2 protein-coding genes are annotated in these 26,507 nt (G+C 73.5%); both read right to left on the reverse strand.

Going from position 1 to position 26,507, the window contains the following annotated elements; translation table 11 throughout:
- Nucleotides 1-79: 79 nt before the first annotated feature.
- Nucleotides 80-11,404 (reverse strand): type I polyketide synthase, encoded by an 11,325-nt coding sequence (locus tag QMK30_RS00385; RefSeq protein ID WP_502963040.1) that lies wholly within the window; start codon nucleotides 11,402-11,404, stop codon nucleotides 80-82.
- Entirely contained in the window at nucleotides 11,401-26,499 is a 15,099-nt protein-coding gene (locus tag QMK30_RS00395; protein ID WP_502963025.1) for a type I polyketide synthase, read from the reverse strand. The genes QMK30_RS00385 and QMK30_RS00395 overlap by 4 nt, the downstream gene beginning before the upstream one ends.
- Nucleotides 26,500-26,507: the final 8 nt, after the last annotated feature.

Below are 26,507 nucleotides of genomic sequence, written 5' to 3' on the forward strand. Positions count from 1 at the left end.
TCGTTCACCCGCCAAGAAGTGTCAGGAAAGTGGTGTGGTGGTGCGGCCGCGATGGTGTGCACCGCGCTTGTCCGGGTGTTCAGGAGCCGTCGAGCTCCTGGTCGATGAGCGCGAAGATGTCGTCGACAGTGGCGCTCTGGAGCCTCTCGTCGGATGCCTCGTCAGGCGTCGGACCGCCCCCTCGCCCCTCGGTGGCGGCGGAGCTCTCGCTGAACGCCGTGAGCACGCCTTGCAGGCGGGTCCTGATCCGGGACCGGACCAGCTCGTCGTCGGCTCCGACGGCCGCGAGGACCGTCTCCAGCCGTTCGAGTTCACCGAAGACCGACAGGGCCGACGAGGCCGGTGTCTGCTCGGGCACGAGGTCGAGGCGGATGCGTTCGGCGAGCGCGAGGGGCGTCGGGCAGTCGAACACGAGGGTGGCCGGCAGTCGGAGTCCGGTGGCGGCGCCCAGCCGGTTGCGCAGCTCCACCGACGTGAGCGAGTCGAAGCCGAGCAGCTTGAACTCCCGGTTCCGGTCGACGTCCCGCGGGCCTCCGATACCGAGCACCGCCGCCACCTGGGTACGCACCAGGTCCAGCAGGACGCTGTCCCGTTCGGGCGCGGACAGGCCGTTCAGCCGGTCGCGCAGCGCGTCGGCGCCCCCGGCCGACATGACGTCCCGAGCGGTGCGCCGGGCGGCCGGGCGGACCAGGCCGCGCAGGATCGCCGGGACCGCCTGGGTGGCGTCCGGGCCGGCCGTCGGCGCCGAGGTGTCGAAGCGCACCGGTACCGCGACGGCGTACGCGCCGGTCCGGGCCGCGTCGAAGAGTGCGAGGCCCTCTGCGGCGCGGAAGGAGACCAGTCCGGAGCGGGCCATCCGGCCTCGTCCCGACTCGTCCATGCCCGAGGCCATGCCGCTGTCAGCCCAGGGGCCCCAGGCGATGGCGGTCGCGGGCAGGCCGGCCGCCCTGCGGCGCTGGGCGAGCGCGTCGAGGAACGCGTTGGCCGCGGCGTAGTTGCCCTGCCCGGCGCTGCCCAGCGTCGCGGCGACCGACGAGAACAGCACGAACGCCGACAGGTCCAGGCCCCGGGTCAGCTCGTGGAGGTTGAGCGCGGCGTCCACCTTGGGGCGCAGCACCGCGTCCAGCCGGTCCGGAGTGAGCGAGGCGACCAGGCCGTCGTCGAGTACGCCGGCCGCATGGATCACGGCGGTCAGCGGCCGGTCCTCGGGGACGGTGGCCAGCAGTGCGGCAAGTGCCTCCCGGTCGGCCGCGTCGCACGCCGCCACCGTGACGGTCGCGGCACCCTGCGCGAGCAGGTCGTCCCGCAGCCCGGCCGCCCCGTCGGCGGCCGTGCCGCGCCTGCTGGTGAGCAGCAGGTGCCGTACGCCGTGCTCGGCCACCAGGTGGCGGGCCACCAGCCCGCCCAGTGCCCCGGTGGCGCCCGTGACGAGCACGGTGCCCGAGGTGTCGAGCGCGGCAGGGACGGTCAGGACTAGCTTGCCGATGTGCCGGGCCTGGCTGAGGTGGCGCAGCGCCTCGGGTGCCTGGCGTACGTCCCAGCAGGTGACGGGCAGCGGCCGCAGCGCCCCGGCCTCGAACAGCGCTACGAGTTCGCGGAGCATGGCGCCGATGCGGTCGGGCCCCGCCTCGATGGTGTCGAAGGCCGTGTACGCGGCGCCGCGGTGCTCGTCGGCGACCCGCTCCGGGTCGCGGACGTCCGTCTTGCCCATCTCCAGGAAGCGGCCGCCGTCGGCGAGCGTGCGCAGCGAGGCGTCGACGTAGTCGCCGGCGAGGGAGTTGAGTACGACGTCCACGCCCCGGCCGCCGGTGGCGGCCAGGAACCGCTGCTCGAAGCCGAGTTCGCGCGACGAGGCGAGGTGGTCGTCGTCCAGGCCGGCTGCCCGCAGGGCCGCCCATTTGCCGGGTCCCGCGGTGCCGTAGACCTCGGCGCCGAGGTGCTGGGCCAGCTGGGTCGCGGCCATGCCGACGCCGCCCGCCGCCGAGTGCACCAGCAGCGACTGCCCGGCCCGCAGGCCCGCCAGGTCGACCAGGGCGTAGTAGGCGGTCAGGAAGACGATCGGCACCGAGGCGGCCTCGGTGAACGTCCAGCTCTCCGGCATCCGCGCCACCATCCGGTGGTCTGCGACGGCGAGGGGGCCGAACGCCTCGGGGATCATTCCGAACACCCGGTCCCCCACCGCCAGTGCGGTGATCCCGGGCCCGGTCTCGACCACGACACCGGCGGCCTCGCTGCCCAGCGTCGCGGCCCCCGGATACATGCCGAGCGCGATGAGGGCGTCGCGGAAGTTGACGCCCGCGGCGCGCACCGCGATCCGCACCTGGCCCTCGCCGAGCGGGGCGGTGGCCGCGGGGTTCTCCGTCAGCGCGAGGTCGTCGAGGGTGCCGGTGGCGCCGGTTGCGCCTGTGGTCAGCCGCCAGCTGGTGACGCCGGGGGCGGGGCGCAGCGCGTCACCGGCCGTCCGTCGGGCGAGCCTGGGCACGTAGGCGGTGCCGCCGCGCAGCGCGAGCTGCGGTTCGCCGGTCGCCAGGGCGGCAGGCAGGGCCCGCTCGGATCGCTCGTGACCGTCGAGGTCGTCCAGGCGATCGAGGTCGACGAGGACCAGCCGTTCAGGGTTCTCCGACTGCGCGGACCGTACGAGTCCCCACAGCGCGCCCTGAGCCGCGTCCGCGACCGTGGCACCGGGCTCGGGGGCGACAGCCCCCCGCGTGAGGAGCGCCAGCCGCGAGCCCGAGGTCCGGTCGTCGCCGAGCCAGGTCCGCAGGAGTTCGAGGCCCTGCCGGGTCACCGCGCGGACGTCGTGCGCCGTGGCACCGCCATCGCCGCGCGGCACCGGGACCAGAACGGCTTGCGGGAGCCTGCCCCCGCCGTCGAGGGCGGCCAGGAGCGTGAGGAGTCCCGCGTGGTCCTCGACCCTGGCGATGGCGCCCGTCCCCGGGGCATCGGTGTCCCCCGGCGGGAGGGCGGGCCAGTCCATCCGGTACAGCGCGTCCTGGTGCTCGACCTGCTGTGCGGAGGCCAGCTGATCGGCCGTCACCGCCCGCAGCACGAGGGATTCGACCGAGGCGACCGGCCGGCCCGTGCCGTCGGCGACGAGCAGCGACACCGTGTCAGGGGCCGGCGAGGCCAGGCGGACCCGCAGGCTCGTGGCCCCCGTCGCGTCCAGCCGTACACCGCTCCAGGCGAACGGGATGCGCCCTTGCCCGGTGTCCGGGAGCAGTCCGCCGAGACCGACCGCGTGCAGAGCGGAGTCGAGCAGTGCCGGGTGCACGCCGAATCCGTCGACGGCGGTGTCCTCCGGCAGGGCGACCTCCGCGAACACTTCGCCATCGCGCTGCCACAGCGCGCGCAACCCCTGGAAGACCGGCCCGTAGCCGAAGCCGAGCTCCGTCAGCCGCTCGTAGTAGCCCTCGACCGGAACCGGCTGCGCGGCGGCGGGCGGCCACTGCGTCAGGTCCGCCCCGGGGCCGGGCTGCCCGAGCGAGTCCGTCCGTGCCGAGGCCGACGTGGCGAGTACTCCGATGGCATGGGTCGACCAGGGCGAGTCGAGGCCCGAGGCGTCCGGGCGGGAATGAACCCGCACGGTCCGGCGCCCGTTGTCGTCGGGGCCGGTCACGGCGACTTGGAGCTGGACGGCGCCCTGAGCAGGCAGAACGAGCGGAGCCTGGAGGGTGAGTTCGTCGACCCGGTCACAGCCCGTCTCGTCGGCGGCCCGGATCGCGAGGTCCACCAGCGCCGTACCGGGCAGCAGCACCGATCCCATGACCTGGTGCTCCGCCAGCCAGGGCTGCGCCGTCAGCGACAGCCGCCCGGTGAGCACCACGCCCTCACCGTCGGCGAGCGGCACGGCGGCGCCCAGCAGCGAGTGGTCCGCCGAGCGCAGTCCCGTGCTTGCCAGATCCCCGGCCATGGTCCCGGTGTCGAGCCAGTAGTGCTCGCGCTGGAAGGCGTAGGTGGGGAGGTCGACGCGTCGGGCGCCGCGCCCGGCGAAGACGGCCGTCCAGTCAACGGCCGTGCCGTGGACATGGAGCTGGGCGAGGGCGGTGGTGACCGCCATCCCCTCGGCGCGGTCCGCGCGCAGCGCGGGGATGACGGCCTGACCGCCATCGAGGACACCCTGGGCCATCGCGGTCAGAACACCGCCGGGACCGACCTCGAGGAACGTGCCCACACCCTCGCCGGCAAGGGAGTTGACCGCGTCCGCGAAGCGGACGGCCTCACGCACATGCCGCACCCAGTACTCGACAGAGCAGAACTCCTCCGCCGTGACCGTACGACCGGTGAGCGTCGAGACGACCGGAAGCCTCGGGGAGCCGAAGGAGACGCCCTCAACGACCTTCCGGAAGTCGGCCACCATCGGGTCCATCAGCGGCGAGTGGAAGGCGTGCGAGACGGACAGCGCCTTCGTCCTACAGCCGTCAGCCGACAGCCTCTCGACAACCGCCGCGACCGCGTCATCCGCGCCCGAAACCACTACCGACGTAGGCCCGTTGACCGCTGCGATACCCACGCGGTTCTCACACCCGGCCAGCAGCGCCCGTACCTCTTCCTCCGAGGCCTGCACCGCGACCATCGCACCCCCGCCAGGGAGCGCCTGCATCAGCCGGCCACGAGCAGCCACCACGGCCGACGCGTCCTCCAGCGAGAACACACCCGCCACATGAGCCGCCGCGAACTCACCCACCGAATGACCCGCCAATAGATCCGGCCGCACACCCCACGACTCCACCAACCGGAACAAAGCCACCTCAACCGCGAACAACGCCGGCTGCGTGTAGCCAGTCTGGTTCAGCAGCTCCGCATCGTCACCGAAGACGACATCACGCAACGGACGCTCCAGATACCCGTCCACATGCGCACACACCGCATCAAACGCATCCGCGAACACCGGGAACAGCGCGTACAGCTCACGCCCCATCCCCAACCGCTGACTCCCCTGCCCCGAGAACAGGAACGCCACCTTGCGCTCCGAGGAAGCAGTGCCGCGGAGTGCCGAGTCCGTCATCCCGGCGGTGTCACTCGCCGCCAGTGCGCGCAGCGCCGGGAGGAAATCCTCGCGCTGCGTGCCCAGCACCGCAGCGCGGTGCTCCAGGGCAGCGCGCGAGGCCGCCAACGAAAGGGCCACGTCGGCCGGTTCGAGCTCCGGGTGACTCTCGATGTGAGCGAGGAGGCGTTGGGCCTGCTCGCGGAGGGCTTCCGGGCCGGTACCGGACATGAGCCAGGGGACTGCGACCGGCTCGGTACGCGCCTCGTCGGCGGCCGGGGTCTCCGACGGGGCCTGCTCGATGATGATGTGGGCGTTGGTGCCGCTCACGCCGAAGGAGGAGATTCCGGCGCGGCGGGTGTGCTCGCCGTCGGCCTTCCAGTCGACAGCTTCGGTCAGCAGCTCAACTGAGCCCGCCGACCAGTCGACGTGCGGGGTCGGCGCGTCCACGTGCAGGGTCCTGGGCAGGACGCCGTGGCGCATCGCCTCGACCATCTTGATGATCCCGCCCACGCCGGCAGCCGCCTGTGTGTGCCCGATGTTGGACTTGAGCGAGCCGAGCCACAGCGGCCGGCCGGCGGGCCGGTCCTGCCCGTACGTCGCCAGCAGCGCCTGCGCCTCGATCGGGTCACCCAGCCGCGTACCCGTACCGTGCGCCTCCACCACATCCACATCCGCGGCCGACAGCCCGGCATCCGCCAGCGCCTGGCGGATCACCCGCTGCTGCGCCGGACCGTTCGGGGCGGTCAGGCCGTTCGACGCACCGTCCTGGTTCACGGCACTGCCACGGACCACCGCCAGCACCTTGTGCCCGTTGCGGCGAGCGTCCGACAGGCGCTCCACGAGCAGCATGCCGACACCCTCACCCCAGCCGGTCCCGTCGGCCGCGGCGGCGAACGACTTGCAGCGGCCGTCCGCGGCCAGCCCGCGCTGCCTGCTGAATTCGATGAAGGCGTTGGGGCTGGACATCACCGTCACACCGCCGGCCAGGGCCAGGTCGCACTCGCCGCGCCGCAGTGCCTGAGCGGCGAGGTGCAGGGCGACGAGCGAGGACGAGCACGCCGTGTCCACCGTCAGCGCCGGCCCCTCAAGGCCGAAGGAGTAGGCGATACGGCCGGAGACGACGCTTCCGGAGCTTCCGGTGCCGATGTAGCCCTCCAGGTCCTGCGGGACGCTCAGCAGGCGCGACGCGTAGTCCTGGTAGCCGGAGCCGATGAAGACCCCTGTGCTGCTGCCGCGCAGCGAGGTGGGGTCGAGGCCGCCCCGCTCGAACGCCTCCCAGGCGATCTCAAGGAGCAGCCGCTGCTGCGGGTCCATGGCGAGCGCCTCGCGCGGCGAGATGCCGAAGAACAACGGGTCGAAGTCGGCGACGTCGTAGAGGAAACCGCCGTCCTTGGCGTAGGTGGTGCCGGGCCGGTCGGGGTCCGGGTCGTACAGCGAGTCCAGGTCCCAGCCCCGGTCGACGGGGAATCCGCCGATCGCGTCACGGCCGTCGGCGACCAGGCGCCAGAGGTCTTCCGGGGTACGTACCCCGCCCGGGTAGCGGCAGCTCATGGCGACGATCGCGATCGGCTCGTCGTCTTCGGACGTGCGGGCTGCGGCCGCCGGAGCATGGGCAGCGGCAGCCGCGATACCGGTGGCGGCAGCCGTCAGCTCGGTCAGGAGGTGTGCGGCCAGTACGGCCGGGGACGGGTGGTCGAAGACGAGGGTGGCCGGGAGCCCGGCACCGGTCGTCTTGTTCAGCCGGTTCCGCAGCTCGACGGCGGTCAGGGAGTCGAAGCCCAGCTCGCGGAAGGCCCGGTCGGCGGCAACCGCCTCCGTGTCCTGGTGCCCGAGCACCGCTGCCGCCTCGCGCCGTACGAGTCCGAGGACCGCGCGGGCCCGCTCGGGCCCGGTCAGGGCCATGGTCCGGCGGACGAACTCGGGCAGCTCGCCGTGGCCCGCCCCGCCGCCCGGCACCGATGCCGCCGCGGCTGCCGCCAGGGCGGTGGCGGCCTCGGGGATCTCGCTCAGCAGCGGGCTCGGCCGGAGCAGCGTGAAGGAGGGTGCGAAGCGGTCCCACGCGACGTCCGCCACCGTCACCGCCGTCTCGTCGCGGTCGACGACTCCGCGCAGTGCGGCGATCGCCGACGGCGGGGAGAGGGCGGGCAGTCCGCGCTTGCGCAGCCGCTCCTCGGCGTCGCCGTCCTCGACCATCCCGCCACCGGCCCACGGGCCCCAGGCCACGGCCGTTCCGGTGAGCCCGCGCGCCCTGCGCTGCTCGGCGAGGGCGTCGAGGGAGGCGTTCGCCACCGCGTACGCCGCCTGCCCTGCCGCGCCCCATACGCCGGAAATCGACGAGAAGAGGACGAAGGCGTCCAGCGGGCGGTCGCCCAGCAGGTCGTCCAGGTGCCGGGCGCCCGCCGCCTTGGCCGCGAGGACCCGGGCGAACTCCTCCGGCGTCGTCTCGGCCAGCATGCCGGGGGTGCCCGCTCCGGCCGCGTGCACGACGGCACTCAGCGGGTGCTCCTGTTCCAGACCCTTGAGCAGGCGCGCCACCGCGTCCCGGTCCGCGATGTCGCAGGCCTCGATGGTGACCTTCGCGCCGAGTTCCTCCAGTTCGGCGCGCAGCGCGTCGGCGCCCGCCGCCGCTGCCCCGCGTCGGCTCGTCAGCACGAGGTGCGCCGCGCCCGCGCCGGCCAGCCACCGGGCCACGTGGGCGCCTAGGGCACCCGTGCCACCGGTGATCAGGACGGTGGCGCGCGGCTGCCACCCGGCGGTCGCGCCGGTCGCGTCGCCCTGCGGCGAGCGCAGCAGGCGTCGTACGAAGACACCCGCGGCCCGCACGGCCAGCTGGTCCTCGTCCCCGTGGGCACCTGCGAGCACTGCCGCGAAGCGCCGCGCCACGCGGGCGTCCAGCACGTCCGGAAGGTCGACCAGACCACCCCAGCGTCCGGAGTGCTCCAGCGCCGCGGTACGGCCGAGTGCCCAGACCTGTGCCTGATGAGCGCTGCGGAGCGGGTCGGAGGATCCGGTGGACACGGCGCCCCGGGTCGCGCACCACAGCGGTGTGCCGATGCCGGCGTCGCCGAGGGCCTGGATCAGCGCCAGGGTCGACGCGAGCCCCTCCGGCAGCACGGCGTGCACGGGGGGCTGCCGCTCGTCGGCCGCCAGCAGGGAGAGCACTCCGACGACGTCCGTGGTTCCGCCGGGAACATCGGCGGCATCCCGGGCGCCGGACAGGGCGCTCCGCAGCTGGTCGGCGAGTGCTTCCCGGCCCGTGCCGGGCTCGACCGCCACGGGCCGCACCTCTGCCCCGTGGTCGCGGAGTGCCTGCACCGTGGCGGCCCCCCACTGGCCGTCCGCCATTCGACCGGCGGGCGCCACGACGAGCCATGTGCCGCTCAACCGTGTGGCGTTGAGTGCGGAGCCGCCTGCGGGCTTCCACCCGATCCGGTAGCGCCGGCTGTCCACCGTGGACTGCTCGCGGTGCTTGCGGCGCCACATGGAGAGCGCGGGCAGCACCGAGCTGAGGGGCGCGTCACCCGCCACGTCGAGCCGTTCCGCGAACGCCGCGAGGTCCGCGCGCTCCACGGACTCCCAGAACCCGGCCTCCGCCGGATCCGCTCCCCCGGCTTCCGTAACCGTCTGCCGACCTGAGAACGCCGTCGACTCCAGCCAGTACCGGCGGCGCTGGAAGGCGTAGGTGGGCAGGTCATGGAGGCCGGCGTTCCGGTCGCCGAGCAGGGCGGTCCAGTCGAGCGCGACACCGTGGACGTGGAGCTGCGCCAGCGTGGAGGCCACCGCGAGGTCCTCGGGGCGGTCCGCGCGCAGCAGCGGCACGGCCACCGCGGACTGCGCATCGAGCAGCGACTGCGCCAGGGCCGTCAGTACGCCGCCGGGGCCGACCTCGACGAACACCGACGCACCGGCGGTCGACAGCGCCCCCACCGCGTCCGCGAACCGCACCGCCGCACGGACCTGACCCACCCAGTACTCGGCGTCAGCCAGCTCCCCCGCCGTCACCGGACGGCCCGTCACGGTCGACACGACCGGAATGACCGGCTCGGCGAAGGCCACGCCCCCGACGACCTTGCGGAAGTCGGCCAGCATCGGGTCCATGAGGGGCGAGTGGAAGGCGTGGGATACCGACAGCGCCTGGGTCTTGCGCCCGTCGGCCGACAGCTTCTCGACCACCGCCGCGACCGCGTCCTCGGCACCCGAAACCACCACCGACGACGGCCCGTTGATCGCCGCAATACCCGCACGGTCCTCGAACCCGGCCAGCAGAGCCCGTACCTCCTGCTCGGAGGCCTGCACCGCGACCATCACACCCCCGGCCGGAAGCGCCTGCATCAGGCGGCCGCGAGCAGCCACCAACCGCGCCGCTTCCTCCAGGGAGAACACGCCCGCCACATGGGCCGCCGCGAACTCGCCCACCGAATGACCGGCCACCACGTCCGGGCGCACACCCCACGACTCCACCAGCCGGAACAACGCCACCTCGACCGCGAACAACGCCGGCTGCGTGCACCCGGTCCGGTTCAGCAGCTCCGCGTCCTCACCGAACACCACATCCTTCAAGGGCTGTTCAAGATGCGGGTCCAGCTCCGAGCACACCGCGTCGAAGGCCTCGGCGAACACCGGGAACGCCGCGTACAGCTCGCGCCCCATCCCGGTCCTCTGGCTTCCCTGCCCCGGGAACAGGAACGCCACCTTGCTCTTGCGCACCGCCGTACCCTCGAAGACATGCCCCGTCGACTCGTGGCGGGCGAACGCGGCGAGTCCGGTCAGCAGTCCCTCGAGGTTTCGCCCCACGACGGCCGCGCGGTGCGGCAGCCCGGCACGCGTCGTCGCGAGCGCGTGACCGATGTCGGCCGCCAGGGTCTGCGGGTGCTCCCGTACGTACGAGAGGAGTCGCCGGGCCTGTTCGGGGAGTGCCTCGGGGGTACGGGCCGAGATCGGCCAGAGGACCGGGGCCTGGGCGGCCTCGGGGGCCGACTCCGTTGCTTCGACGGCCGTTTCAGGGGCCGGCTGTTCCAGTACGACGTGGGCGTTGGTGCCGCTCACACCGAACGAGGAGACGCCCGCCCGGCGCGGCCCCTCCTTCTCCGGCCACTCGACCGACTCCGTCAGCAGCCGGACGGCGCCCGCCGACCAGTCCACGTGCGGCGACGGCTCGTCGAGGTGCAGGGTGCCGGGAAGCACCCCGTGGTGCATGGCCATGACCATCTTGATGACACCCGCGACGCCTGCGGCGGCCTGGGTGTGGCCGATGTTCGACTTGAGCGCGCCGAGCAGCAGCGGGCGGCCGGCCGACCGGTCCTGGCCGTACGTCGCGAGCAGGGCCTGGGCCTCGATCGGGTCGCCGAGTGAGGTGCCGGTGCCGTGCGCCTCCACGGCGTCCACGTCGGCCCCGGCGAGTTCGGCGTTGGCCAGGGCCTGGCGGATCACCTTCTGCTGCGCCGGACCGCTCGGGGCGGTCAGGCCGTTGGACGCCCCATCCTGATTGACCGCGCTGCCGCGGACCACGGCCAGCACCTTGTGCCCGTTGCGCCGGGCGTCGGAGAGCCGCTCGACGAGCAGCATGCCGACGCCTTCGCTCCAGCCCGTACCGTCGGCGGCGGCCGAGAACGGCTTGCAGCGGCCGTCGGCGGCCAGTCCGCGCTGCCGGCTGAACTCCATGAACGCGCCCGGTGTGGACATGACCGTCACACCGCTGACCAGGGCCAGCGAGCATTCGCCCTTGCGCAGCGCCTGGGCGGCGAGGTGCAGGGCTACGAGGGACGACGAGCACGCCGTGTCGACCGTCACCGCCGGCCCCTCAAGGCCGAAGGTGTAGGCGAGGCGTCCGGAGACGACGGCGGCGGCGTTGCCCGTCCCCAGGTATCCGTCGAAGTCCTCCGGGGAGGTGGACAGCCGGGCGTAGTCCTGGCCGTTGGTGCCGGCGAAGACCCCGGTCCGGGTGCCGCGCAGGGCCGCCGGGTCGATGCCGGCCCGCTCGAACGCCTCCCAGGCCGTCTCCAGCAGCAGCCGCTGCTGCGGGTCCATCATCAGGGCCTCGCGCGGCGAGATTCCGAAGAACCCGGCGTCGAACTCGCCCACGCCGTCGAGGAATCCGCCGTGGCGGACGTAGCAGGTGCCCGCGTTGTCCGGGTCGGGGTCGTACAGCGCGTCCAGGTCCCAGCCCCGGTCGGCGGGGAAGCCGGAGATCGCGTCGCCGCCCTCCGCCACCAGCCGCCACAGGTCCTCGGGCGAGGTCACCCCGCCCGGGAAACGGCAGCTCATCGCGACGATGGCGATGGGCTCGCGGGAGTCGGCCGTCATTTTCCGGTTCTGCCGGCGCAGCCGCTCGGTCTCCTGAAGGGAGGCCCGCAGTGCCTGAACGATCTTCTCGTTCGATGTGGTCATCGTGTGCTCCGTACTCAGGCCGTTGATCAGGCTTCGCTGTCGCCAAGCGCCAGTTCGATGAGGTTTTCGAGGTCCATCTCCGCGATGGCGGAGTCGGCGTCCGGGCCGCTCCCGTCGTCGGGGGCGCCGTCCGGGTACGTCGCGCCGCCGTCCGGCCGTGTGAGGCCCAGCAGCGCGTCCATCAGCCCGGCTTCCCGCAGGCGTGCCAGCGGGATCGTCGCGAGGGCTTGCCGTACGCGGTCTTCGTCCGGACGCCCGTCCGGGTCGCCGTCGGCGGCCCGTGCGGGGAGCAGGTCGCTCAGCAGCTGGTCGGTGAGGGCGCTCGGGGTGGGGTGGTCGAAGACCATCGTCATCGGGAGCCTGAGCCCGGTCGCGGCGCCGATCCGGTTGCGGAGTTCGACCGCGGTGAGCGAGTCGAAGCCGATGTCCCGGAAGGCCCGGTCGGGCTCGATCACATCCGTGCGCGGGTAGCCCAGCACCGCCGCGGCCTCCTTCTGCACCAGCTCCAGCAGCAGGTCGTGCCGGTCCTCCGGGGTGAGGTCGGACAGCCGCCGCACCAGCTCCGCGACCACGGGGGCGGCGGTGCTGCCGGCGTCGTCACCTTCGTCGCCGCCGTCCAGCGCCGCCCGCACCTCGGGCAGGCCGGCGAGCAGCGCGCTCGGCCGTCCGATCGTGAAGGACGGTGCGAACCTCGGCCAGTCGATGTCGGCCACCACCACGGCGGTCTCGTCCCGGTCCATGGCGAGTTGAAGGGCCTGGACCGCCAGGGCCGGGGAGAGCGAGGGCAGCCCGCTGCGCCGGAGGTACTCCTCCGCCCCGCCGTCTGCGGCCATCCCGCCCTCGGCCCAGGGGCCCCAGGCCACGGCGGTCGCGGCGAGTCCCCTGGCCCGGCGGTGCTGAGCAAGCACGTCGAGGAAGGCGTTGCCCGCGGAGTAGGCGGCCTGGCTGCCGCTGCCCCACACTCCGGAGACGGACGAGAAGAGGATGAACGCGTCCAGCTCCCGGTCGGCGAGCAACTCGTCCAGATGAACCGCGCCGGCCACCTTGGCCGCTACGACCGCGGCCAGTTCGTCCAGGCTCGTGTCCGCGACGGCGGCGAACTGCGCAAGCCCCGCGGCGTGGACGACGGCGGTGAGCGGCGAGGGGTCATCGGCGAGCCCGTCCAGCAGCCCGGCCAGGGCCGCACGGTCGGCGACGTCGCACACGGCGACCGTCACTCGGGCCCCCAATTCCCGTAGTTCGGCCGCGAGTTCGGCCGCACCTTCGGCCGCCTCGCCCCGCCTGCTGGTGAGGACCAGGTGCTCGGCGCCGCCCCGGGCCAGCCACCGGGCGGCGTGCCCGCCGAGCGAGCCCGTACCGCCGGTGATCAGTACGGTGCCGCGCGGCTTCCAGCGGCCGTCGGTGACACCCGCGCTACGGGACATCCGCGCGAGCCTGCGGACCAGTACCCCGGAGGCACGCACCGCAAGCTGGTCCTCGCCGCCGGCGCCACCGAGCACACCGGCCAGGCGCGCGAGTGCCCGCTCGTCCGGGTTCTCGGGAAGGTCGACCAGACCGCCCCAGCGCTGCGGCGTCTCCAGCGCGACCGCACGCCCCAGGCCCCATACGAGGCCCTGCAGCGGCCGCGTGACCGGCTGGGAGCCGCTGACGGACACGGCACCGCGGGTGACGCACCACAGCGGCGCGTCCAGCTCCAGCGCGCCCAGTGCCTGTACGAGCGCGAAGGTGGCTGTCAGGCCGGTCGGCAGACCGGTGTGGACCGGGTGGGTGCGTTGGTCGAGCGCCAGCAGGGACATGACACCGGCCACGGGTAGGCCACCCACGGCTCCGGCCTCCCGCAGCAGCGCGGCGAGCACCTCACGGTCGGCTCCCGGGTCGGCGACGGTGACGCACAGCGGTTGGGCGCCCTGGTCACGCAGCGTACGGGCGTACGGCTCGGCGTCCTCGGTGTCCGGCGCCACGACCAGCCAGGTGCCCGACAGCGGGCCGGACGGCGTGCCGGTGAGCGGCTGCCACACCGCGTGGTAGCGCCGGCTGTCCAGCGTGGAACGCGTGCGGCTCTCCTGGCGCCAGGTCGAGAGCGCGCTGAACAGCGAATCCAGCGGTGCCCCGGTTTCCACGCCCAGCCGCTCGGCGAGTGCCTCGGGCCGGCCGCTCTCGATGGTCTCCCAGAACTCCGCTTCGGCCGCATCGACGGATCCGGCGGCGCCGACAGTCCCGGTGGGGGCTGCATCAAGCCAGTAATGCTCGCGCTGAAAGGCGTACGTGGGCAGGTCGACGCGTCGGGCGCCGCGCCCGGCGAAGACGGCCGTCCAGTCAACGGCCGTGCCGTGGACATGGAGTTGGGCGAGGGCGGTGGTGACCGCCATCCCCTCGGCACGGTCCGCGCGCAGCGCGGGAATGACGGCCTGACCGCCATCGAGGACACCCTGGGCCATCGCGGTCAGAACACCGCCGGGACCGATCTCGAGGAACGTGCCCACGCCCTCGCCGGCAAGGGAGTTGACCGCGTCCGCGAAGCGGACTGCCTCACGCACATGCCGCACCCAGTACTCGACAGAGCAGAACTCCTCCGCCGTGACCGTACGACCGGTGAGCGTCGAGACGACCGGAAGCCTCGGGGAGCCGAAGGAGACGCCCTCAACGACCTTCCGGAAGTCGGCCAGCATCGGGTCCATCAGCGGCGAGTGGAAGGCGTGCGAGACGGACAGCGCCTTCGTCCTACAGCCGTCAGCCGACAGCCTCTCGACAACCGCCGCGACCGCGTCATCCGCGCCCGAAACCACTACCGACGTAGGCCCGTTGACCGCTGCGATACCCACGCGGTTCTCACACCCGGCCAGCAGCGCCCGTACCTCTTCCTCCGAGGCCTGCACCGCGACCATCGCACCCCCGCCAGGGAGCGCCTGCATCAGCCGGCCACGAGCAGCCACCACGGCCGACGCGTCCTCCAGCGAGAACACACCCGCCACATGAGCCGCCGCGAACTCACCCACCGAATGACCCGCCAGAAGATCCGGCCGCACACCCCACGACTCCACCAACCGGAACAAAGCCACCTCAACCGCGAACAACGCCGGCTGCGTGTAGCCAGTCTGGTTCAGCAGCTCCGCATCGTCACCGAAGACGACATCACGCAACGGACGCTCCAGATACCCGTCCACATGCGCACACACCGCATCAAACGCATCCGCGAACACCGGGAACGACCCATACAGCTCACGCCCCATCCCCAACCGCTGACTCCCCTGCCCCGAGAACAGGAACGCCGTACTCCCTTCCGCCGGGCTCGCGACGCCTCGTACGAGGTCCGCGGCCGACTCCCCCTTGCTCAGGACGTCCAGGCCCGCGGCCAGTTCCCCAGTGGTCCGGCCGAGCACGACCGCCCGGTGTGCCATGGCGGTCCGGGACTCTGCCAGCGAGAGGGCGAGGTCCGCCGGGGCGAGGCCGGGGTGGTTCTCCGTGTGGGCCAGGAGGTTGCGTGCCTGCTCGCGCAGCGCCGCTTCGTCCTTGCCGGACACGATCCAGAGCAGGCAGTGCTGCTCTCCGGCGGGCGTTTCGCCACCGCCCGCTTCGGCGAGGGTGGCGGCCGGGGCCTGCTCGATGATGGTGTGGGCGTTGGTGCCGCTCACCCCGAAGGAGGAGACGGCCGCCCTGCGCGGGTGGCCGGTCTCCGTCCAGGCCACGGGCTCGGTGAGCAGCCGTACCGCGCCCGCCGACCAGTCGACGTGCGGCGACGGCTCATCCACGTGCAGCGTCTTCGGCAGCATGCCGTGTCGGAGCGCCATCACGGTCTTGATCACGCTGGCCACTCCGGAAGCGGCCTGGGTGTGGCCGATGTTCGACTTGAGCGAGCCGAGCCACAGCGGCCGGTCTTCCGGGCGGCCTTGGCCGTACGTCGCCAGCAGCGCCTGCGCCTCGATCGGGTCACCGAGCGCGGTTCCGGTCCCGTGCGCCTCGACCGCATCCACGTCAGCGGTCGACAGGCCGGCGTTCGCCAGCGCCTGCCGGATCACCCTCTGCTGCGCCGGGCCGTTCGGGGCGGTCAGGCCGTTCGACGCACCGTCCTGGTTCACGGCGCTGCCACGGACCACCGCCAGGACCGGGTGGCCATGGCGCTGCGCGTCCGAGAGCCGCTCCACGAGCAGCATGCCGACGCCCTCGCCCCATCCCGTGCCGTCGGCGGCGGCCGCGAACGGCTTGCAGCGGCCGTCGGCCGCCAGGCCGCGCTGCCTGCTGAATTCCACGAAGGCGTTGGGGCTGGACATCACGGCCGCTCCGCCGACCAGCGCCAGTTCGCACTCGCCCTGACGCAGTGCCTGCGTGGCCAGGTGCAGCGCGACCAGTGAGGACGAGCACGCCGTGTCGACCGTCATGGCGGGTCCCTCAAGGCCGAGGGAGTACGCGATCCGGCCGGACATGACGCTGCTGGATGCGCCGGTGAGGAGGTGTCCCTCGACTCCGTCGGGCAGGTCGCCCAGCCCGGCGCCGTATCCCTGGTAGCCGGAGCCGATGAAGACGCCGGTGCGGCTGCCGCGTACCGAGGAGGGCGCGAGCCGGGCCCGTTCCAGGGCTTCCCACGCGGCTTCCAGGAGAAGCCGCTGCTGCGGGTCCATGGCGAGGGCCTCGCGCGGCGAGATGCCGAAGAACGTGGAGTCGAAGTGGCCGGCGTCGTAGAGGAATCCGCCCTCGTTGACGTAGGTGGTGCCGGGGTGCTCGGGGTCCGGGTCGTACAGGGCGTCGAGGTTCCAGCCGCGGTCGGCGGGGAACGTCGACACGGCGTCGACGCCGTCCACGAGCAACTGCCAGAGCTGTTCGGGCGAGTTGGCGCCACCGGGGAAGCGGCAGCTCATGGCGACGATCGCGATCGGCTCGTCGAGGGCTGCCTCGGCGCGGTCGGCCGGTGCCGGGCCGCCCGTGGAGACGGCCGCGGTCGCGTAGCCGGACACCTCGGAGGCCAGGAAGCCGGCGAGCGCTTCCGCGTTGGGGTGGTCGAAGACGAGGGTGGTGGGCAGGCGCAGCCCGGTGGCCTTGTTCAGCCGGTTGCGCAGTTCGACACCGGTGAGCGAGTCGAAGCCGAGGTCCTTGAAGGACCGGTCGGAAGCCACCGCCTCCCGACCCGAGTGGCCCATTGCCTGGGCCACTTCGGCCCTGACGAGATCCAGGAGTACGCGGTGGCGCTCCGGCTCCGCGAGGCCCGCGAGTTCGGCACGGAGGGAGGGCGCCGCGGCGTCGGCCGGGCCTCCGGTGCCTGCTGCGCCGTCGCCTGCCGCGAGGGCCTTGCGGACTTCGGGCAGGTCGGCGAAGAGCGTACTGGGCCGTGCGACGGTGAAGGCGGGCGCGAACCGGTCCCAGTTGACGTCCGCGACGACGACGGCGGTCTCGTCGTGGTCCAGTGCCCGCTGGAGCGCGGCGATCGCGGTGTCCGGGGACATCGCCGGCAGCCCCCGTCGCCGCAGGTGCGCTTCCGCCTCGCCGTCGCCCGCCATGCCGCCGTCGGCCCAGGGTCCCCAGGCGACAGCCGTGGCGGCGAGGCCGCGGGCGCGGCGATGCTCGGCGAGTGCGTCGAGGTACGCGTTGGCGGCGGAGTAGGCGGCCTGGCTGCCGCTGCCCCATGCGGCAGCGACCGACGAGAAGAGGACGAAGGCGTCCAGCTGCCGGTCGTCCAGCAGTTCGTCGAGGTGCGTCGCGCCCGCCACCTTGGCGGCGACGACGGCCGAGAGGTCCGCGAGGCTCAGGGTGTCGGTGGGCGCGAACTGCGACATGCCGGCCGCGTGCACCACCGCCCTCAGCGGATACCGGTCCACCGGCAGTGCCCAGAGTAGGTCGGCGACCTGCTCGCGGTCGGAGACGTCACAGGCCACGACGGTCACCTTGGCCCCCAACTCCTCGATCTCCGAAGCGAGTTCGATGGCCCCTGGGGCTTCCGGGCCCCGCCGGCTGGTCAGCACGATGTGCTCGGCGCCGCCGCGTGCCATGTGCCGCGCGACCTGTGCGCCCAGCGCGCCGGTGCCTCCGGTGATCAGTACGGTGCCGCGCGGCTGCCAGGCCTTGTCGGCCGGTACGCCACCGGAGAGGGACCGGCTCAGACGCCGGACGAAGACTCCGGAGGGCCGGACCGCGATCTGGTCCTCGCCGCTCGCCTCGCCCGCCACGGGCGGTGCGCACAGTACGGACACCAGGCGGCGCCCCGCCCGCTCGTCCAGGGCGCCGGGCAGGTCGACGAGTCCGCCCCAGCGGTCCGGGTATTCGAGTGCCATCGAGCGGCCGAGGCCCCAGACCATGGCCTGGTGCGGGCTCGTCAGGATGTCCGAGCGGCCGACCGTGACGGCTCCCCGGGTGACGCACCAGAGCGGTGCGGCCGCCTCCGCGTCGCCCAGTGCCTGGACGAGCAGGGTGGTCAGGGCGAGACCGGCGGGTAGGTCCGGGTGCGCCGGGTGGGGCTCCTCGGTGAGCGCGAGCAGTGACAGGACGCCGGCCGGTGCCGTCTCGGCAAGCTCCTGGCGCAGGCGCCCGGCGAGTTCCGGGCGGTCCTCGTCGGCGTGTACGGCAAGGCGTACGACGTCGGCGCCGTGGCGGGACAGGGCGGCCGCGACATCGAGGACCGTACGGTCCTCCTCGGCGCCCTCCGGGACGGCGAGCAGCCAGGTACCCGTCAGCTCGGCGGCGTCCCGTCCGGTCAGCGGCTTCCAGGAGACCCGGTAGCGCCAGGCGTCGACGACGGACCGGTCGCGCTGCCGGCGGCGCCATTGGGACAGCGCCGGCAGTACGGAGCTGAGCGGGGAGTCCCCGGCGAGCTCCAGTCGCTCCGCCAGGGCGGCCAGGTCCTGGCTCTCGACGACCTCCCAGAACGCGGCCTCCGCCGGGTCCGCCGTCGCGGGTCCGGCCTCCTGGGGGTCGGCGGGGAGCAGCCAGTACGGCTTGCGCCGGAAGGCGTACGTGGGCAGGTCGACGCGTCGTGCGGCGCGTCCGGCGAAGACGGCCTGCCAGTCGACGGTCTTTCCGCGGACGTGGAGTTGGGCGAGGGCTGTGGTGACGGCCAGGTCCTCGGCGCGGTCACCGCGCAGGGCGGGCACAGCAACCGAGGTCTCGTGCAGGGAGTCCTGGGCCATGGCGGTCAGCACCCCGCCCGGGCCGATCTCCAGGAACGTGCCCACGCCCTCGCCTGCGAGGGAGTCGACGGCGTCCGCGAACCGCACGGCCTCGCGGACGTGGCGCACCCAGTAGTCGGCGGAGCAGAACTCCTCCGCCGACACCCGCCGGCCGGTGAGGGTGGAAACGACCGGCAGCGTCGGGGTGCCGAAGCAAACGCCGTCGACGACCTTCCGGAAGTCGGCCAGCATCGGGTCCATCAGGGGCGAGTGGAAGGCGTGGGAGACGGAGAGGGCCTTCGTCTTGCGTCCCTGGGCGGACAGTCGCCCGACCACCGACGCGATGGCCTCTTCCGTGCCTGAAACCACCACCGAGGAGGGCCCGTTGACCGCCGCGATACCGGCACGGTCCTCGAACCCGGCCAGCAGCGCCCGTAATTCTTCCTCCGATGCCTGGGCCGCGACCATCACACCCCCACCCGGGAGTGCCTGCATCAGCCGGCCGCGAGCCGCCACGAGCTTAGCGGCGTCTTCGAGCGTGAACACGCCCGCGACGTGCGCCGCGGCGAACTCGCCGACGGAGTGCCCGGCCAGGAGGTCGGGGCGTACCCCCCAGGACTCCACCAGCCGGAACAACGCCACCTCAAGGGCGAACAGCGCCGGCTGCGCGTACCCGGTCCGGTTCAGCAGCTCCGGGTCGTCACCGAACACCACGTCCTTCATGGGCAGTTCGAGATGCGCGTCCAGTGCGGCACAGACCCCGTCGAACACCTCGGCGAACACCGGGAAGGCCGCGTACAGCTCGCGGCCCATCCCCAGCCGCTGGCTCCCCTGCCCGGAGAACAGGAACGCGGTCCGGCTTCCTCCGGCGGACGCCGTGCCCTGCACGGTCTGCGGGCCCGGGGTCTCGCCGTGCGCGAGGGCGGTCAGTCCCCGCAGCAGGTCGGCGCGGTCGGCGCCGACGATCGCCGCGCGGTGTGGGAAGGAGGCGCGCGTGGTCGCCAGCGAGAAGGCGATGTCCGTCTCGTGAGCGGACCGGGCGGACTGGGCGTACGCGAGGAGGCGTTCTGCCTGTGCCCGCAGGCCGTTCTCGTCCTTCGCGGAGATGAGCCAGGGGACCGCAGGCCGTGCGGTATCGGCGTTCGGCTCGGCGTCCGTCTCGCTCGCCGGTTCGGCCGGTGCCTGTTCCACGATGACGTGCGCGTTGGTGCCACTGACGCCGAAGGAGGAGACGCCCGCCCGGCGCGGACGCCCGTACTCGGCCCACTCCACCGGCTCCGTCAGCAGCCGCACCGCACCCGCCGACCAGTCCACATGCGGCGACGGCTCATCCACATGCAACGTCCTCGGCAGCACACCGTGCCGCATCGCCATCACCATCTTGATCACACCCGCCACACCCGCGGCAGCCTGCGTATGACCGATGTTCGACTTGACCGTGCCCAGCCACAGCGGGCGGTCGGCGGCGCGGTCGGTGCCGTAGGCCTTCAGTAGGGCCTGCGCCTCGATCGGGTCACCGAGCGTCGTACCCGTACCGTGTGCCTCGACCGCGTCGACGTCACCGGCCGCCAGGCCCGCATTGGCCAAGGCCTGCCGGACCACCCGCTGCTGCGCAGGACCGTTCGGGGCCGTCAGGCCGTTCGACGCACCGTCCTGATTGATCGCCGAGCCCCGTACGACAGCCAGCACCCGGTGGCCGTTGCGCCGGGCGTCCGACAGCCGCTCCACCAGCAGCATGCCCACGCCCTCGGCCAGACCGGTGCCGTCCGCCGCCGCGGCGAAGGCGCGGCAGCGGGCGTCCGGGGACAGCCCGCGCTGGCGGCTGAAGCCGATCAGCGCACCCGGGGTGGACATGACGGTGACACCGCCCGCCAGGGCCAGGTCGCACTCGCCCTGCCGCAGCGACTGCGCCGCCAGGTGCAGCGCGACCAGGGACGACGAGCACGCGGTGTCCACCGTCACCGCCGGCCCCTCCAGACCGAAGGTGTACGCCACCCGGCCGGAGACGACCGAGGCGGAGTTGGCGGTGAGGAGGTGCCCTTCCATGCCCTCCGTCTGCTGCTGGGAGAGGCCGATGGCGTAGTCCTGGCCGTTGGTGCCGGCGAAGACTCCGGTACGGCTGCCGCGCAGCGCGGCCGGGTCGATGCCGGCCCGCTCGAACGCCTCCCACGACGTCTCCAGCAGCAACCGCTGCTGCGGGTCCATGGAAAGGGCCTCACGCGGCGAGATCCCGAAGAATTCGGGGTCGAAGTCGCCCGCGTCGTGCAGGAATCCGCCGTCCCGGACGTAGCTGGTGCCCGGGTGGTCGGGGTCCGGGTCGTACAGCGAGTCGAGGTCCCAGCCGCGATTGGCGGGCAGGCCGGTAATGGCGTCCGTGCCGTTGGCCACCAGGTCCCAGAGGTCCTCGGGGCTGCGGACCTCGCCGGGCAGCCGGCAGCTCATCGCAACGATGGCGATGGGCTCGTCGCTGTCCGCGACGACGACGCGGCCGGACGCGGCCGTGATGCGGGCCGGGCCCGGGTGGCCGCCGGGAATCTCGTCCAAGAGGTGGCCGGCGAGTGCCGAGGGGGTGGGGTGGTCGAAGACGACGGTCGCGGGGAGGCGTACGCCGGTGGCCATGGCGAGCCGGTTGCGGAGTTCCATCGCGGCCAGCGAGTCGAATCCCAGTTCGCGGAAGGCCCGGCCGGGGTCGATGGCCTCGGGAGCGGAGTGGCCGAGTACGGCGGCGACCTGGTTGCGCACCAGCGCGACGAGGGTGTCCTTGCGCTCGGCGAGGGGCAGGGCGGCCAGCCGTGAAAGCTCGGCGGAAAGGCCGCCGGGGCCGGAGGCCGCTTCCACGGAGCGCCGGGACGGGGTGCGGATCAACCCGCGCAGCAAGGGCGGTACGGAGCCTGCCGCCGCCTGGGCGCGCATCGCGGCGAGGTCGAGGCGTACGGGCGCCAGTACCGCGTCGTCCAGGGTCCGGGCGGTGTCGAGCAGACGCAGGCCCTCTTCCGCGCCGAGCGGTACGAGACCGGCGCGGGCCATGCGCCGCAGGTCGCCCGCCTCCAGGCGGGTCTGGTCGCCGCGCTCGTCCCAGACGCCCCAGGCCAGGGAGGAGGCCGGCAGGCCCTGGGCGCGGCGCTGGTGGGCGAGGGCGTCGAGGAAGGCGTTGCCCGCCGCGTAGGCGGCCTGTCCGGCGCCGCCGAGCGTGCCGGCCAGGGAGGAGAAGAGGACGAAGGCCGAGAGGTCCAGGCCGCGGGTCAGTTCATGGAGGTTGAGCGCGGCATCGACCTTGGGCCGCAGGACCTGGTCGAGGTCGTCGTCGGTGAGGGAGTCGACGAGTCCGCCGGCCACCACGGCGGCGGCGTGCACGACGGCGGTGAGCGGCCGGTCGTCGGGGATGGTCGCGAGGAGGGCCGCCAGAGCGTCCCGGTCGGCGGCGTCGCAGGCGGCGACGGTGACGGTGGCGCCGAGTGCGGCGAGTTCGTCGCGGAGTCCGGCCGCTCCATCGGCGTCGGGGCCCCGGCGGCTGGTGAGGACGATGTTGCGGATGCCGTGGGTGGTGATGAGGTGCGCGGCGACGAGCTTGCCGAGCGCTCCGGTGCCGCCGGTGATCAGTACGGTGCCTTGCGGGTCCAGGGCGGGAGCGGGGGCGGGTTCCGTACCGACCGGGACCCGGGCCAGCCGCGGGACGGACATCCGGCCCGCGCGCAGGGCCAGTTGGGGCTCCGCGGTCGCGACGGCCGCGGCGATGCGGCGCAGGGAGTCCGGCTCGCCGTCGGTGTCGGCCAGGACCAGGCGGTCGGCGTGCTCGGACTGGGCCGAGCGGATCAGACCCCAGACGGGCGCGTGCGCCGGCCGGGTGGCGCTCACGCCGTCCTCGCCGTCCTCGCCGTCGTGCGGTACGGCGACGGCGTCCCGGGTGAGCACGACCAGCCGGGAGGCGGCGAACCGTTCGTCTGCCAGCCAGGCCCGGACGAGGGCGAGGGCGTCCCGCGCGGTCGCCCGGACGGCCTCGGCGCCGGACTCGGCCCCGGTGGCCGCAGGCACGACGGCGGCCACCACGTCGGGCACGGGCGCGCCCGCCCCGACCGCTTCGGCCAGGGCGGCCAGGCCGGGGTGGGTGTCGGGCCGCAGGCCCCCGGTCCGCAGGGCGTCGGCGACCTCGTCGGCGTCCGCCTCCGGGGTGACGCCGACGACGGCCCAGTGCGCGGTGGTGCCGGGGGTGGTGTCCGCGAGCGGCAGTACCGGCCAGTCCACGCGGTAGAGGGACTCGTGGTGGTCGGTGAGCGCGGCCCGCAGGTGCTCCTCGCGCACCTCGCGGAAGGTGAGTGTGCCGATGGTGGCCACGGCGCGTCCGCCGGTGTCGGCGGCGGTGACGGCCACGGCGTCCTCGCCGACGGGTGTCAGCCGCACTCGCAGCTGGGTGGCTCCGGTGGCGTGCAGGCGTACGTTCTCCCACGCGAAGGCCATCCGCCCGGTTCCCATGTCTCCGAGCGGGCCGAACCCGACGCTGTGCAGCGCCGCGTCGAGCAGTGCCGGGTGCAGCCCGTACCTGCCCGCGTCGGACTGGGCGGAGGCGTCCGCCGGAAGGGCCACCTCGGCGAAGACCTCGTCCCCGCGGCGCCAGGCGGCGCGCAGGCCCTGGAAGACGGGGCCGTAGGCGAAGGAGCGTTCGGCGAGCTGGGCGTAGAAGTCGCCGAGGTCGACGGGGGTCGCGCCGGCGGGCGGCCAGTCGGCCAGCTCCTCGTCCTGGGGCCGGGCCTCGGGGGCCGAGGTCAGTACGCCGGTGCCGTGGCAGGTCCAGCTGTCCTCGGGGGCGGCGGTGTCGGGGCGCGAGTGGATGGCGAAGTGCCGGTCGCCGGATCCGTCGGCCGGGCCGACCGCGGCCTGCACGACGACTCCGCCGTGCTCGGGCAGGATCAGCGGTGCCTGGAGGGTGAGTTCGGCCAGGCTGTCGCAGCCGACGTGGTCGCCCGCGCGGACCGCGAGTTCCACGAACGCCGTACCGGGAAGGACGACCGCGCCCATCACGACGTGGTCGGCGAGCCAGGGGTGGGTGTGCGTGGCCAGCCGGCCGGTCAGCAGCAGGCCGTCGGAGTCGGCGAGGCTGACGACGGCGCCCAGCAGCGGATGGTCGGACGAGGCCAGACCGAGGCCTGCGGCGTCCGCGGCCGCGGGCGGGGCGTCGAGCCAGTACCGCTCGTACTGAAAGGCGTAGGTGGGCAGTTGGACCTTTCGGGCCCCGGTGCCCGTGAAGACGGCCGCCCAGTCGAGGGCGACGCCGTGGGCGTGGGCCTCGGCGGCGGAGCGCAGGAAGCGGTCGGCGCCGCCTGCGTCGCGGCGCAGCGTGCCGAGGGTGACGGCAGTGCTGCCGAGGTCGTCGAGGGTCTCCTGGATGCCGATGGTCAGGACGGGGTGGGCGCTGACCTCGATGAGGGCACTGTGTCCGTCCTGTACGAGGGCGCGGGTGACCCTTTCGAACTGCACGGTCTGGCGCAGGCTGCGGTACCAGTACTCGGCGTCGAGTTCGTCGGTGTCCACGACCGTGCCGGTGACCGTGGAGTAGAACGGCACGTCGCACACCCGGGGGGTGATGTCGGCGAGCGCGGCGAGGACGCGCTCGCGGACCGCCTCGACGTGCGCGGAGTGGGAGGCGTAGTCCACGGCGATCAGCCGGGCCCGGACGTCGTCGGCGTGCAGGGCGTCGCGCAGTTCGGTGAGCGCGTCGCAGTCGCCGGAGACGACGGTGGAGGTCGGGCTGTTCGCGGCTGCGACCGACAACCGGTCGCCCCAGTCCGCCAAGCGGGGGGTCAGCCGATCGAGCGGCAGGGCGACGGACAGCATGCCGCCCCGGCCGGACAGTGCGGTCAGTGCCTGACTGCGCAGCGCCACCACCTTCGCGGCGTCTTCCAGGGAGAGCGCGCCGACGACGCACGCGGCGGCGATCTCGCCCTGGCTGTGGCCGGCGACCGCCGAGGGATGCACGCCGTAGGAGCGCCACAGTTCTGCCAGCGAGACCATGACCGCGAACAGGACGGGCTGGACGACGTCGACCCGGTCGAACCCGGGGGCGCCGGGCGCGCCGCGCAGGACGTCCGTCAGCGACCAGTCGACGTGAGGTGCGAGGGCCTCCTCGCACTGGCGGATGCGCTCGCGGAAGACGGGTGCGGTGTCGAGGAGTTCGACGGCCATGCCGGCCCATTGGGAGCCCTGGCCGGGGAACACGAAGGCGACCTGACGGGTGTCGCCGGCGGTGCCGCGCACCAGGCCGGTGCCGGCGGCGTCGGGGTTGCCGTCGGCGAGGGCGTCCAGGGCCCGGTCGAGACCCGCCCGGTCCGCCGCGAGCAGCACGGCGCGGTGGGAGAAGGCGGTACGGGTGGTCGCGAGGGAGTACGCGACGTCGACCGCGGCGGGGCCGGGGCCGGCGGCCGGGTCCGCAGCGGGCTGTCCGGCGGCCAGGTGGGAGCGGAGCCGGGCGGCCTGCGCCGAGAGGGCGGCGGGGCTCTTGCCGGAAAGGGTCCAGGGGATAAGGGGAAGTGCGGTGCCCGCCGGGTCTGCGGTGGGGGCCTCTGCGATGGGTGCCCCGACCTCGGCTGCGGCGGTACCGGCGTCCGCGGCTTCGGCGTCTGCCGGTTCTGCGGCGGCGAGGTGCTGTTCGACGACGATGTGCGCGTTGGTGCCGCTGACCCCGAAGGCGGAGACGCCGGCGCGCCGGGGCCTGCCGGTCTCCGGCCAGGCGGCGTTCTCGGTGACCAGGGAGACGGCCCCGGCCGACCAGTCGACGTGCGGGCTCGGCTCGTCGGCGTGCAGGGTCTTCGGCAGGACGCCGTGGCGCAGCGCCTGCACCATCTTGATGACGCCCGCCACACCGGCCGCCGCCTGGGTGTGCCCGAGGTTGGACTTGACGGAACCGAGCCACAGCGGCTGACCCCCGGGCCGGTCCTGCCCGTACGTCGCCAGGAGCGCCTGCGCCTCGATCGGGTCGCCGAGCGTGGTGCCGGTGCCGTGCGCCTCGACGATGTCCACGTCTGAAGGGGACAGCAGGGCGTTGGCCAACGCCTGGTGGATGACACGCTGCTGGGCGGGGCCGTTGGGTGCGGTGAGCCCGTTGCTCGCACCGTCCTGGTTGACGGCGGAGCCGCGGACGACAGCCAGCACCGGGTGCCCGAGCCTGACGGCATCGGAGAGCCGCTCGACGAGCAGCATGCCGACGCCCTCGGACCAGCCGGTGCCGTTGGCCGACGCCGAGAATGCCCGGCAGCGGCCGTCGGGCGACAGCCCGCGCTGGCGGCTGAACTCGACGAAGGTCGTCGGGCCGGCCATCACGGTGACGCCGCCCGCGAGCGCCAGGTCGCACTCGCCCTGGCGCAGCGCCTGCACGGCGAGATGCAGCGCCACGAGGGAGGAGGAGCAGGCCGTGTCGATGGTCACGGCGGGGCCTTCCAGGCCCAGGGTGTAGGCGATGCGGCCGGAGACGACGCTGCCGGTGTTGCCGGTGCTCACATACCCCTCGATGCCTTCGGGCATCGCCGGGAGCCGGGAGACGTAGTCGTGGTACATGACTCCGGCGAACACCCCGGTGCGGCTGCCGCGCAGCGACAGCGGGTCCAGCTCGGCCCGCTCGACCGCCTCCCAGGAGGCCTCCAGGATGAGCCGCTGCTGCGGGTCCATGGCGAGGGCCTCGCGCGGGCCGATCCCGAAGAACGCGGGGTCGAACTCGCCCGCCTCGTAGAGGAATCCGCCTTCCCGCGCGTAGCTCGTCCCGGGGTTCTCGGGGTCCGGGTCGTAGAGCGCGTCGAGGTCCCAGCCCCGGTCGGTGGGGAAGCCGGAGATCGCGTCGCCGCCCGAGGCGATCAGGTCCCACAGGTCCTCGGGGGACCGGACGCCGCCGGGGAAGCGGCAGCTCATGCCCACGATCGCGATCGGTTCTCGGTTCTTGCCCTCGGCCTCACGCAGTCGCTGACGCGTGTGACGCAGATCGACGGTGGCACGCTTGAGGTAGTCGCGGAGCTTGTTCATGTCTGTCGTCATCTGAGTTCTGTTCCTCAACGCGAAGG

The organism is Streptomyces sp. H27-C3 (assembly GCF_030063415.1).
In the GTDB taxonomy this organism is placed as follows: Bacteria; Actinomycetota; Actinomycetes; order Streptomycetales; family Streptomycetaceae; genus Streptomyces.